10 protein-coding genes and 1 pseudogene are annotated in these 13084 nt (G+C 61.1%); 6 read left to right on the top strand and 5 right to left on the bottom strand.

From position 1 onward, the window contains the following. Positions 1-371: 371 nt before the first annotated feature. The 3 genes and pseudogenes from PMX72_RS10345 to larD all read left to right on the top strand — a co-directional run. Positions 372-1100 (top strand): annotated as a pseudogene (locus PMX72_RS10345) (lactate racemase domain-containing protein); the annotation flags it as partial. Positions 1101-1148: 48 nt separating this feature from the next. Then, entirely contained in the window at positions 1149-1757 is a 609-nt protein-coding gene (locus PMX72_RS10340; protein ID WP_465038279.1) for a nickel-dependent lactate racemase family protein, read from the top strand. A gap of 49 nt (positions 1758-1806) precedes the next feature. Then, complete coding sequence (larD, locus tag PMX72_RS03430; RefSeq protein WP_117647965.1) at positions 1807-2538, top strand: D/L-lactic acid transporter LarD; 732 nt, start codon at positions 1807-1809, stop codon at positions 2536-2538. Between the two features lie 300 nt (positions 2539-2838). Here larD and PMX72_RS03425 read toward each other — a convergent pair whose 3' ends face one another. The 4 genes from PMX72_RS03425 to serB form a co-directional block, all read right to left on the bottom strand. After that, complete coding sequence (locus PMX72_RS03425; protein ID WP_271729050.1) at positions 2839-3378, bottom strand: TetR/AcrR family transcriptional regulator; 540 nt, start codon at positions 3376-3378, stop codon at positions 2839-2841. 2 nt (positions 3379-3380) lie between these two features. Further along, complete coding sequence (gene larC / locus PMX72_RS03420) at positions 3381-4319, bottom strand: nickel pincer cofactor biosynthesis protein LarC (protein ID WP_271729051.1); 939 nt, start codon at positions 4317-4319, stop codon at positions 3381-3383. A 10-nt stretch (positions 4320-4329) separates the two neighbouring features. Further along, entirely contained in the window at positions 4330-5112 is a 783-nt protein-coding gene (gene larB, locus PMX72_RS03415) for a nickel pincer cofactor biosynthesis protein LarB (protein WP_271729052.1), read from the bottom strand. A 114-nt stretch (positions 5113-5226) separates the two neighbouring features. Then, positions 5227-5862: a phosphoserine phosphatase SerB gene (gene serB / locus PMX72_RS03410; RefSeq protein WP_117799989.1), complete on the bottom strand. Its 636-nt coding sequence runs from the start codon at positions 5860-5862 to the stop codon at positions 5227-5229. 256 nt (positions 5863-6118) lie between these two features. On the opposite strand from serB, the gene aspS reads away from it, so the two are divergent. Continuing rightward, positions 6119-7906 carry an aspartate--tRNA ligase gene (gene aspS / locus PMX72_RS03405; RefSeq protein WP_271729053.1) on the top strand — a complete coding sequence of 596 codons (1788 nt, stop codon included), beginning with the start codon at positions 6119-6121 and terminating at the stop codon, positions 7904-7906. Positions 7907-8211: 305 nt separating this feature from the next. On the opposite strand, the gene PMX72_RS03400 is transcribed toward aspS, so the two are convergent. Beyond that, positions 8212-9228: a LacI family DNA-binding transcriptional regulator gene (locus tag PMX72_RS03400; RefSeq protein ID WP_271729054.1), complete on the bottom strand. Its 1017-nt coding sequence runs from the start codon at positions 9226-9228 to the stop codon at positions 8212-8214. Between the two features lie 376 nt (positions 9229-9604). Between PMX72_RS03400 and PMX72_RS03395 the strand changes: the two genes are divergently transcribed. Together PMX72_RS03395 and PMX72_RS03390 are read left to right on the top strand one after the other, a co-directional pair. Further along, positions 9605-12613 (top strand): glycoside hydrolase family 2 TIM barrel-domain containing protein, encoded by a 3009-nt coding sequence (locus PMX72_RS03395; protein ID WP_271729055.1) that lies wholly within the window; start codon positions 9605-9607, stop codon positions 12611-12613. 3 nt (positions 12614-12616) lie between these two features. Beyond that, complete coding sequence (locus PMX72_RS03390; RefSeq protein WP_271729056.1) at positions 12617-13072, top strand: NanQ anomerase/TabA/YiaL family protein; 456 nt, start codon at positions 12617-12619, stop codon at positions 13070-13072. The last annotated feature ends 12 nt before the right edge of the window (positions 13073-13084 follow it).

Here is a 13084-nt window from a genome sequence, read left to right as displayed (position 1 = left end):
GTCCTCGGACATGCAAGAAGCCCTCGCTGCGCACTTCGTGCGGCGAGGGCTTCTTGCGTCCTGCGGAGTGCGCCGGAAAGTAAACATACGGCAGCCCCTGCGATGTCCTGTCTTCGGCGGAATACTGGCTGAGGGAATATAGTGCGCTTCGCGCGTTTGGAAGGGGCTTCGTGCTGCGGAATGCATTCAGAGGGAAACCCGTCGGGCCTCTTTGTCCTCGGTCTTCTGGGATTGGGGCTGAAGAGATTAAAGTGCGCTTTGCGCCTCGCGTCTTATCGATCGGGTTTGAGATGCATGTGGCGCTTCTCGACTTATGACTGTAGCGGCCGCGGTCCCGTTTGGGATCGCGGTTGTTTTGTTGTGGGTCAAATATGAACGTTGTGTTAATGAGTCGGTGGACGGTGGTGTTTTTCGGTGAGCGGCGTATCCTTCCAACGGTTTATCTAGTGTGTCAGTTGAAAGGAAGAGGGCGCTCGTCATTGTTTGAATGTGAACTGCCGTTTGACCACAAGACGTTGCATCTGGAGCTCGAGGATAAGAACTTCGCGGGTGTGATGGAAGGTCATCAAAACGAGTTTAAGACCACGAAATCGCAGGAAGAGCTGGTGGAGGAGTCGCTTTCCAACCCTTACGGCTCGCCTTCGCTCGAGGAGCTTTGTGCTGGCAAGAAGGATATCGTCATCATTAGCTCCGACCATACGCGTCCCGTTCCCTCGCGTGTGACGATGCCTATTCTGCTGCATCACATCCACGCTGCCGCTCCCGAGGCGCGTGTGCGCATCCTGGTCGCGACCGGCATGCATCGCCCCTCGACGCACGAGGAACTCGTTAACAAGTACGGCGAGGAGATCGTCGCTAACGAGGAAATCGTTATGCACGTTGCGACTGACGACAGCATGATGAAAAAGATCGGCACCCTGCCTTCTGGTGGCGAGTGCATCATCAACAAGATTGCCGCCGATTGCGATCTGCTGCTTGCCTAGGGCTTTATTGAGCCGCACTTCTTTGCCGGTTTCTCTGGTAGCCGCAAGTCCGTCCTGCCCGGCATTGCCAGCTACAAGACCATCATGTACAACCACAATGGTCAGTTTGTAAACGATTCCCACTCGCGTGCCGGCAACCTGTGCCACAACCACGTGAGTGAGGACATGTTCGCCGCCGCCGAGATGGCTCACCTTGCCTTTGTGCTCAACGTGGTGCTCAATGGCAAGCACGAGGTCATCGGCTCCTTTGCCGGCGACATCCACAAGGCGCACGAGGCCGGCTGCGAGTTCGTGAAGAGCCTTGCCGGCGTTGAGCCCGTCGAGTGCGAGATTGCCATCACCACCAACGGCGGCTACCCGCTCGACCAGAACATCTATCAGGCTGTGAAGGGCATGTGCGCTGCCGAGGCCACGCTTCCCGAGGGCGGTGTGATCATCGACGTCGCCGGTTGTGCCGACGGTCACGGCGGCGAGGGCTTCTATCACAACATCGCCGACAACGATCCGGCAGAGTTTGAGCGCGCCTGCATCGATCGTCCTAAGGACGAGACCCTGCCCGATCAGTGGACGAGCCAGATCTTTGCCCGCATCCTGGCACATCACCCTGTGATCATGGTCACCGACCTGTGCGATCACCAGATGCTCAAGGATATGCACATGACGCCGGTCAACACTATCGAGGAAGCGCTCAAGCTCGCCTTTGAGATGAAGGGTGCCGATGCCAAGGTCGCCGTCATCCCCGATGGCCTGGGTGTTGTTGTCGCACAGCACTAGCGCGCGGCTTAAACGAATCGTTTATAACCGACAAGAAAGATAAGGTTTTATGCTTACCAAACTCCTCTGCGAATTCGGCGCAACGGCCCTCATGATCGTCTTTGGCGTGGGTGTTCACTGCGATACCGTGCTTAAGGGCACCAAGTATCAGGGCTCCGGCCATATGTTTGCCATCACCACCTGGTCCTTTGGCATCTCGGTCTGCCTGTTTGTCTTTGGTGGCGCTGTGTGCATGAACCCCGCCATGGTGCTTGCCCAGTGCATCGTCGGCCTGGTGCCGTGGGGCAACTGCATCCCCTTCATGCTTGCCGATATGCTCGGCGGCTTTGTGGGCGCCGTGATCGCTTGGTTTATGTATGCCGATGAGTTCAAGGCTTCCGAGGACGTCGTCGACCCCATTGCCCAGCGCAACATCTTCTCGACCAACCCCACCACCGAGGGCACGAACTATGCTCGTAACTTCTTCTGCGAGGCTATCTGCACCTTCGTGTTCATCAGCGCCATCCTTGCTGCCGCTAGCCGCGCCGGCGAGAACGTTCTGATGCTCGCAATCTGCGTCGGCCTGATCGTTTGGGCTGTCGGCATGGGCATGGGCGGCATCACCGGCTTCGCCATGAACCAGGCGCGTGACCTTGGTCCTCGCATGGCCTATCAGGTGCTGCCGATTAAGAACAAGGCTGACAACAACTGGAAGTACGGCCTGCTTGTTCCTGGCATCGCGCCGTTTGTCGGTGCTATTGTGGCCGCGCTGTTTGTGCATGGCTTCTTGGGCATGTTCTAGTCTGAGGCTACATAGTTGTCCGCTGGCCGCATGGGGTAACTTCCCAGCGCGTCCTCGGACATGCAAAAAGGCTCGCTGCGCACTTCGTGCGGCGAGCCTTTTTGCGTCCTGCGGAATGCGCTGGGAAGTTACCCCATGCGGCCAGCTGTGGGATCTTTGCTGCGCTCGAGCAAGCAACCCAACATATATCTGAATTTGGATGGGAGGGGCTTGTTGCTGATAGGGGCGTTGAGCTGTTGTTGACACTTTGGGATGCGTGGCGCCCTGGGTTGGGGTGATGCTTTGGGATGAGCTTCTTACTTAGGTGAAGAGAGGCTTTATGGCTGATAGGTAGTCTTTGGCTACGTCGGCTTTGTCGGCTTGGAAGTTGTGCCAGGCCCACCATTGGACCATTCCTACGAAGCTTGAGGCTATGTGGTGTAGTAGGAAGCTTCGGTCCATGGTGGCGGCGGGGCCGTTTGGGTCGGTGGGGACGGTTTCGGCTGCTCGTGACATGATGGTCTTGCGTAGGCAGTCGGCGAAGACGCGTGAGCCGGCGCCGGCTACGAGGGCTCGTACGCCCTGGCGGCGTTCCCAGAGGTTGTTGAGGATATGCTCGACTTGTACGAGCGGATCATCGAGCGGTGTGCCATCGTCGTCGAGGGCGTGGGTGCAGATGTCGCTCACGAGTTCGGACAGTAGGTCATCTTTGCTCTTGAAGAGGCCATAGAACGTGGCCCGACCCACATGGGCGCGAGCGATAATGTCGCCGACGGTGATCTTGCCGTAGTCCTCTTCGCGCAGCAGCTCGGAGAACGCCGCAACGATGGCAGCGCGGCTTTTTGCCTTGCGGGCATCCATGGCTATGCGTCCGCGTCAACGAGCAGGCAGCGGAGCGTGCCGGAGCAACCCTCGTAGGGGCGCTTGCCGGCGCCGTAGCCGACGGCCTCGATGCGGTAGCGGGCCGGCAGGTGCTCGGACGTGCGCAGTGCGGCGACGATGGCGGCGCCCGTGGGCGTCACAAGCTCGCCGGCGACTGGTGCGGGCGTGAGGGCGATATTGCCCGCCTGGCACAGGTTGACGACAGCGGGGACGGGAATGGGCATGAGACCGTGGGCACAACGGATGGTACCGTGACCCTCGGAGAGCGACTCGACCACGATGTCCTCAATACCCAGGTCATCGAGGCAGATGGCGACAGAGCAGACGTCGACGATGGAATCGACGGCGCCCACCTCGTGGAACATGACGGTCTCGGGCGTTTTGCCGTGAGCCTTGGCCTCGGCAGCGGCGAGTACGGAAAAAATGGCGAGGGCGCGACGCTTGGCGCCATCGCTTAACTGCGAGCCATCGATGATGGCGGTGACGTCAGCCAAAGAACGGTGGTGATGGTGGTGGGCGTGATGGTGACCCTCGTGGTCGTGGTCATGCTCGTGGTCGTGGTCATGCTCGTGGTCGTGGTCATGCTCGTGGCAGTGCTCGTGTTCGTGCTCGCCATGATCATGATGGTGGTGCTCATGCTCGTGCGTGTGCTCGGCAGCTGCTTCGTTGCCGTAGAGCCAGGCCATATCGTGATCGTGGTTCTCGAGCTCCTCTGCAAGCTGGACGTCGAAATCGCAGGCGTCGATGCCATGCTTGCTTACGCGTGTGACGGCGATCGTAAAGCCGTCGACCGGCAGCGTGGCGAGCTGTTCGCGCAGGTGCTCCTCGCTGGCGCCCAGGTCGAGCAGGGCCGCGACGGTCATATCGCCGCTGATGCCCGAGGTGCCGTCGATGATAAGCGTGTGCTGATGATTGGACATGGAATGCTCCTTAACGGGCGCAGGGCGTGCCGGCGCTCAGATGATTGATAAGACTTGCCTGGTAGGCGGCACCAAAGCCGTTGTCGATATTGACGACCGAAACGCCGCTGGCGCAGGAGTTGAGCATGGCGAGCAGCGCGGCTACGCCACCAAAACTTGCGCCGTAGCCCACGCTGGTGGGAACGGCGATGACCGGACAGCTCACCAGGCCGCCGACAACGCTCGCCAGTGCGCCCTCCATGCCGGCAATGGCGATGATCACCTGCGCCTGAGCAAGTTCCTCGGCATGCGCGAGCAGGCGGTGCAGGCCGGCGACACCCACGTCGTAGAGGCGATCGACCTCGTTGCCGTAGAACTCGGCCGTCAACGCGGCTTCTTCGGCGACGGGCAGGTCGCTCGTACCGGCGCAGGCGACGACGATGCGTCCGTTGCCGGTAGGGGAGGGCTTGCCGCCCACGAGGGCGAGCTGTGCGTCCGGGACATATCCCAGGTCGATGCCGTTGCCAAGAAGCTCAGCGGTGCGCGCGGCTTTTTCGGCATCCAGGCGCGTGACCAGGATGCGCTCCTGGCCGGCATCGCGCAGTGCTTCGATAATGGCGGCAATCTGATCGGCGGTTTTACCGGCCCCGTAGACAACCTCGCCGGCTCCCTGGCGCACCCCGCGCGAAAGATCGAGCTGCGCAAAGCCCAAATCGGCGGTCGGAGCCGTCTGGATGCGCGTGAGGGCGTCGGCAGGGGTGACTGCCCCGCCGGCAACATCGCTCAGCAATTGCTCAAGATCTCGCTTATCCATATATGCTCCCTTCGACGGCGCAAAGTCTAGCACTCAAAGGGTATGTTTCCGAACACTTAGACAGAATTGTTCGGAAACTATAGGACAGACTGATTCAATTGCTAGACGGATTGGCTAGTCGCGCAGGATGATGTCCATGGCGAGCATCAGGTTGCGCTCGTCGATGGCAAACGGGGCGGCCTCGCGCGTCTTGGGCTTGGCACAAAACGCGATGCCCGTGCCCGCGGCCTGAATCATGGGGATGTCGTTGGCACCGTCGCCGATCGCGACGGTGTGGGCCATATCGACGCCGCACTCAACTGCCCAGTCCAGCAGCTGGATGAGCTTGGACTCCTTGGTCACAATGTCGGCAGCCAACTTACCGGTGAGCTTGCCGTCCACGACCTCCAGACGATTGGCCAGGCAGAAGTCGATACCCGCGGCAGCCACGATTTTGTCAGCGACCTCGTGGAAACCGCCGCTCACCACGCCGACCTTCCAGCCCTTGCTGTGTGCCGAGCGCACAAGCTCCAGCGCGCCGGGGGTAAACGTCACGCGCTCAAAGGTGCGCTCGAACACGCTCTTGTCCAGGCCGGCAAGCAGCCCCACGCGCTCCTCGAGCGCCTGCTTAAAGTCAAGCTCGCCGCGCATGGCGCGTTCGGTGATCTGTGCAACTTGCTCACCCACGCCGGCCTCCTCGCCCAACAGGTCGATGACTTCCTGGTTGATGAGCGTGGAGTCGATATCCATAACGATGAGGCGTGCAGTCATGGTGGGCCTTTCCGAGTGCTGTTTTATTGGGGCATATTGTCGCACGTGACGAGCGCGGGCGGGTGTCGCGGCGCGTCAATTGTTTCGTCTCCGTCAAGTCTTTGGGCAGGAGCCACTTTTTCGCGGCACATCGACGCGAGTGCGATAAGATAGAACGCCATGTCTGGCTGCGCGGTTTACGCAGGCTGGGCAAATCTGTACGACGCCGCCCGGAACGACACGGGGCGGCACAGATCCATAAAGGAGGATCACTGGTATGAGCCAGACCCGTCCCATCGATGAGCATTCCATGCACACCCGTACCTGCGGCGAGCTTCGCTTCGAGAACGTGGGCGAAGAGGTCACCCTCACCGGTTGGGTGAGCCGTCGCCGCGACCACGGCGGCCTTATCTTCTGCGACCTTCGCGACCGTGAGGGCATCACGCAGCTCACCTTCGACCCCGAGCACTCCGACGGCGATGCCTTTAAGATCGCCGAGACCATGCGTCCCGAGTGGCCCATCAAGATTCACGGCGTCGTGCGCGCCCGTGGCGAGGAGACCACCAACACCAAGCTCGCGACCGGCGAGATCGAGGTCCTGACCGATCATGCCGAGGTGCTCAACACGTCGGTCACCCCGCCGTTCCAGATTGAGGACGGTATCGAGACCAGCGAGGACACCCGTCTGCGTTATCGCTATCTGGACCTCCGTCGTCCCGAGATGATGGCCAACCTCAAGCTGCGCTCCGACTTTACCTTTGCCATTCGCGAGGCGCTGCACAACCGTGAGTTCATGGAGGTCGAGACGCCCTCCCTGTTCAAGTCCACGCCCGAGGGCGCCCGCGACTTCATCGTCCCCAGCCGTATCCAGCCGGGCAACTTCTACGCCCTGCCGCAGTCTCCGCAGCTCCTGAAGCAGCTGCTTATGGTCGGTGGCGTCGAGCGCTACTACCAGGTTGCCAAGTGCTTCCGCGACGAGGACCTGCGTGCCGACCGTCAGCCCGAGTTCACCCAGGTCGATATCGAGATGTCCTTCGTGGACCAGAACGACGTCATGAGCGCGCTCGAGGAGGTCCTGGCCGATGCCTTCGGCCGCATGGGCGTCGAGATGCCCACGCCGCTGCGTCGCATGAACTACTGGGAGGCCATGGACACCTATGGCTCCGACAAGCCCGATACCCGCTATGGCATGCACCTGGTCGACCTGACCGACATCTTTGCCAACTCCAAGTTCAAGGTCTTTGCGACTGCCGCAAACGAGGGGGGCTCTGTCGTCAAGGCCATCAACGCCAAGGGTGCCGGTGCCTGGGCTCGCGCCAAGATCGATAAGCTTGCCGGCGTGGCCTCCACGTTTGGCGCCAAGGGCCTTGCCTGGATCGCTTTCCGCGAGGACGGCTCCATCAACAGCCCCATCGTCAAGTTCTTCTCGGACGAGGAGATGGCCGCTCTGCGCGAGCGCATGGACGTCGAGCCCGGCGACCTTGTGATGTTTGCCGCCGGCCCGCGCCTGCTCTCCGACGAGATCCTGGGCGGCATGCGTTCCCACATGGCCAACGCGCTCGAGATCAAGCGCGAGGGCCACGACTTCCTGTGGGTCGTCAACTTCCCGCTGTTCCACTGGGACGAGGATCGCAAGGCCTATGCAGCCGAGCACCAGCCCTTCACCCTGCCGACCGAGACCGACATCGCCAAGATCGAGGCCGATCCGTTGGCAGCCGGTTCGTGCACCTACGACTTTGTCATGGACGGCTTTGAGGCCGGCGGCGGCGGTATGCGTATCCACAACGCCGAGATGCAGATGTCCATGCTCAAGCTCCTGGGCTTTACCGAAGAGCGCGCCGAGTCGCAGTTCGGCTTCCTCATGGAGGCGCTCAAGTTTGGTGCGCCCCCGATGGGCGGTTTCGCTCTTGGCCTGGACCGCGTGTGCATGCTGCTCACCGGTTCCGACTCCATCCGCGACGTCATGGCGTTCCCCAAGACGGCCAGCGGCTCCGACCTTATGTCAGGCGCCCCGAGTGCCGTTTCTGGCGCCCAGCTCAAGGACGTCAGCCTGCGCCTGATGTAGGCAAGCGGCTACATATTGCCCGTAACGAGGGAAGGACACGTGCCTTCCCTCGTTTTTTATACGCCGAGATTGTGGGGGCATGGGATGACCGGGCGTTGCGGAAAGTACGTCCCGGAATCTGCGTCCAGAACGGGTCGCGCTTTCCCAAAGGGGGTCCTCTGGGAAAGCGCGACCCAGAATTCGGCAAAATAATGGGACACAGTTTCCGCTTGAGCGGTCTAACGGAAACTGTGCCCCAGAATGAGCGCTCAAAACGGGGCAGGCTTTCCGCAACAACTGTCTGGCGAAAAGCCCGGCCCAGTTTCCTACAGCGAGTCTCTCTGAACGAGCTGCATGTGCATCACGGAGGTGGTGGGCTCGGCGCCCTTGATCATGTCGAGCGCAATGTTGGCGGCCATGTGGCCTTCTTCGCGCAGGGGCTGGCGGACGGTCGTGAGTGCGGGGACGCAGCGCGCCGCAATCTCGTGATCGTCGAAGCCGACGACGGAAACGTCCGCCGGAACAGATAGGCCTGCCTCGTTGAGTGCGGTGATGACGCCAGCCGCGATACGGTCCGATCCGCAGAGCACGCCATCGAAAGCAATCTCGCGCGCGAGGATCTGGTGCATGGCCTGATAACCGTCTCCGCTGTTCCAGCCGGTATAGATAACGTTTGCGCCTGGGAGCTCTTCGCCCAGGACGGTGCGGTAGCCGCGCAGGCGGTCGACAACAGCGGGGTTGTCTTGCGGTCCCAACACGGCGACGATATCTTTGCGCCCGCGCTCTTTCATAGCGAGTGCCGCAAAGCGTCCACCCTCTTCGTCGTCAGAGTAGACTGTCGAGAACACATCGCGATAGGGGTGGCCCTCGAGCTGGCCGCACAACACGGTGGGTACGCCCAGCTCGCGCAGCACCTCGAGCAGCTCGCTGCCCTTGTAGGGGGAGACGTCGATCACGGCGTCGAACGAGCGGCGCTCAAAGTGCTCGCGTGCGCGGTTGCGCTCATGCGTAGAAGACGCCTGCAAGATAACGGGCAGATAGGACGACTCCGACAGTTCCTCGGTAATGCCGCTCAAAAATTCGCTATAGGTGGGGTCGCTGAAGAGCTCACTCAGGGGCTCGGTCACGAGCACGGCGATGATTTCCGTGCGCCCGACAGCGAGCGCTCGGCCGCGAGCGTTGGGGACAAAATTGACTTTCTTGGCCGCCGCACGGACGCGCTTTTTGGTTTCCTCGCTAATGCGGGGCGAATCGTTGAGGGCGCGCGATGCCGTGGAGCGCGACACGCCGGCAGCTGCGGCAACCTCGGCAAGCGTAGGTGCGGTGCGAACTGGCTGGGTCATGGCGTCTCCTGGAAAATGCGGTCGATGTTGTCACTGATACGGGCTGGTGCGGATACAGCTTACTATAGTGCACCTGAACAGCGTTCATGATATCCGGTGACAGGTGTCGTTTTGCAACCAAGCCGCAATCGAATACGTCTCGTGTGGGTGAGATATCAGCGGGCGTGGCGGTTGCCTACGAGCTTAAGAACGATGTTTTGCGTTGAGTTTCGATATTCAGGGTGACATAAGTGTTGCGGTTGTACAACCGGTTGCACCGTTAATCCGGCCAAATCGACCGTTCAGCGGACAACCGGTTGCACAGTTTTTTGCATCGCCCGTAAGATAAGGACAACCGGTTGCACAAGAATCACTACGATGACGAAGGAGCATCACCATGGACGCCATTAACGATTGGGAAAACCAAGCGCTCACCCACAGGAACCGCCTGGCACCCCATGCGTACTTTATGGGTTATGAGACCGCCGATCTCGCTGCTACGTACAGCCGCGAGCTGTCGCGCGGGTTTGTTCAGCTGTCTGGCTCGTGGCAGTTCCGCCTCTTTGAGGGGCCTGCTGCCGTCTCCAACGAGGAGCTCTCCACGTACAAGTCCGAGTGGGATCACGTGGAGGTTCCGCACCTGTGGCAGGTAGACGGCTATGGCAACCTTGCCTATACCGACGAGGGTTTCCCGTTTCCGGTGGACCAGCCGTTCGTTCCCTCCGACGACCCCACGGGCGTCTACCAGCGCATCGTCAACCTTCCCGCCGTTCCTGCCGGCGCCCGCGAGATCATTCGCTTCGACGGCATCGAGAGCTATGGCGAGCTGTACGTCAACGGCCAGTTTATCGGCATGACCAAGGGCTCGCGTCTGTCCGCCGAGTTCGACGTGACCGACGCGCTCGTCGAGGGCGACAACCTGTTTGCGGTCAAGGTCCTGCAGTACAGCGATGGCAGCTATATCGAGGATCAGGACATGTGGTGGGCTTCGGGCATCTTCCGCGATGTGTACCTTATGCAGCGTCCCGCCGCGCACCTGGTCGACTTTAGGTTCCGCACGCACCGCGAGGGCGATGCCGCTCTGATCACGCTCGATACGGTGGCCGAGGGCGCTACCCGCGTCGTGTTTACGCTCAGCGATGGCGAGAACGTGGTCGCTACGGGCGAGTGCGTCGACGGCCATGCCGAGTGCAGCGTTGCCGATGCCCACTTCTGGAACCCCGAGGACCCCTTCCTCTATGACCTTACGTTTGAGGTCTACGACGGTGACGAGGTCAGCGAGTACGTTCCGCATCGCCAGGGCCTTGCCGAGGTGACGGTCGAGGGCAATCATATCTACCTCAACGGCACCTACTTTAAGATGCATGGCGTCAACCGCCACGATCACGACGATCACAAGGGCCGCGCCGTGGGCCTCGATCGCATGTGCCGTGACCTGGAGCTCATGAAGCGACACAACATCAACGCGGTGCGCACCTCTCACTATGCCAATGACCCGCGCTTCTACGAGCTGTGCGATGAGTATGGCATCATGCTGGTCGCCGAGACCGATATGGAGAGTCACGGCTTCGAGAATATCGGCAATATCGCCCTGGTCACCGACGACCCGGCATGGGAGCCGGCCTACGTCGACCGCATTGAGCGCCTGGTGATGCAGGAGCGCAACCACGCCTGCATCATTATGTGGTCGATGGGCAACGAGAGCGGCTATGGCTGCAACATCCGCGCGATGTACGCCAAGGCTCACGAGCTCGATGATCGTCCGGTCCATTACGAGGAGGACCGCAACGCCGATACCGTCGACGTCATTTCCACGATGTACTCCCGTGTGTCGCAGATGAACGACTTTGGTGAGCATCCGTTCCCCAAGCCGCGCATCAACTGCGAGTACGGCCACTCCATGGGCAATGGCCCCGGAGGCCTGTCCGAGTACCAGGAGGTCTTCGATCGCTGGGATTGCATCCAAGGCCAGTTTATCTGGGAATGGTGCGACCACGGTTTGGCTGCTGTGACCGAGGACGGCGTTGCTTACGATATGTATGGTGGCGACAACGGCGATTACCCCAACAACAGCAACTTCTGCATCGATGGCATGGTGTTCCCTTGGCAGCAGCCGAGCCCGGGCCTCACTGAGTATGGCCAGGTCATCTGCCCGGTTCGCATGGCTTATGACACCGAGGCGGGCGAGCTGACCGTCACGAACAAGCGCTGGTTTACTACCCTCGAGGATGTCTGCCTGTCGGCGGAGACCCTGGTAGACGGCGATGTAGTGTGCCGCAAGACGCTTATGCCCGGCGCGGTGGCTCCCGGCGAATCCGTCCAGTTGCCACTGGTGATTCGCGAGGCCGCGGTAGGCGAGACCCTGCTGACCGTGCGCGCCTACACCATGGCGGCTCACGCCTGGTGCGAGCCGATGTTCCAGCTGGGCGCAAGCCAGTTTGCCATCGCAAACCATCCGGCGCCGGCCATCGCCGCCCCCGCTCGTCCTGAGCTTACGGTCGAGGAGACCGAGCAGGAGATCCGCATTCACTCCCTCAACGGCGAGCTGGCCTTCAGCAAAGTCAACGGTACCGTGAGCGAGTGGAAGGCATCCGGCCGCGACGTAATGTCCTCTGGTCCCCAGGTTGGTTTTTGGCATCCGCTCGTCGACAACCACGCTCAGGAGTATGACTCCCTGTGGAAGGACAACTTCATCGATGTGATGCAGACGTCTACCCGCAAGGTTTCTTGGAAGCAGGACGGCAATGCGGTCGTCGTTACCGTGAGCCAGCGTATCGCTCCTCCCGTCCGCGCGTTCGGCATGCGCGTCGAGCTCGTCTACACCGTGCTTCCGAGCGGTCGCGTCGACCTCAAGGTTTCCGGCGAGCCCTACGGCGATTACTCGGATATCATCCCGCGCATCGGCATCTCCTTCGAGGTCCCCGGTTGTGATCGTGCCGTCGAGTGGTATGGCCACGGCCCGGGCGAGAACTATCCGGACTCGCTGCGCGCCAACCCAGTTGGTCATTACCGCACTACGGTCGACGACATGTTCACGCCCTACGTTATGCCTCAGGACTGCGCCAACCGTGAGGGTACCCGCTGGGTTGCCCTGCGCTCCAGTCACGGTGACGGCGTGTTGGTGACTCGTCCGACTGACGCCGCCTCCAACCCGTTCTCGTTCTCGGCATGGCCCTATAGCTGCGAGGCCATCGATAACGCCAAGCACGTCTACGACCTTGTCAAGGGCGACACGGTCACGGTCAACATCAACGACCAGCTGCTCGGCCTTGGCTCGAACTCTTGGGGTTCCGAGGTACTCGATTCCTACCGCACCCGTTTTGAGAGCTTCAGCTTTGAGGTGTCCCTGCGACCGCTGACGTCTGCCGATCTGGCTCAGGCGCTGGCACCCATTAAGGAGGCATAAGTCATGCATGTCTTTAACTCGCGCGCCGATTTCGACGCTCAGATGAAGTCCGTCAAGAAGTGGGTGCGCACCGGCCAGGCGCTCGATGGCGTTGCCGACCTGCAGCACGACGTGGCGTACTCCATCGGCGACTCGCTGGTGTATTGGTGGGTGAACGCTCACGAGGCGGCTACTGCCGATCTGGTCGGTCACCGTCGCTACCATGCCGTGCTCGCTCCGCTCGACGGCGACCTGACCGTCGAGGTTGCCCCCAAGGCAGACCTCACCTGCATCCGCGCTTACAGCGATATCGATGATCGCGAGCGCTTTGAGGGTGCGGGGGAGACCGTGACGATTCCCGCCGGCGGCGTTGCCGTCGTCGAAATTGACGAGGCCTACCGTGTCGTGGCCGATGCCGCGGATTCCCGCGTCGTGGTACTGCACGTGACGGTTGAAGGTTATTCCTTCCCCAACAAGTAGTATTCGTCCGTT

The sequence above is a fragment of the Collinsella aerofaciens genome, assembly GCF_028207065.1.
Taxonomy (GTDB): domain Bacteria; phylum Actinomycetota; class Coriobacteriia; order Coriobacteriales; family Coriobacteriaceae; genus Collinsella; species Collinsella aerofaciens_AR.
Note: the sequence above shows the minus strand (reverse complement) of the source record. Positions and strands in the feature narration are given on the sequence as shown.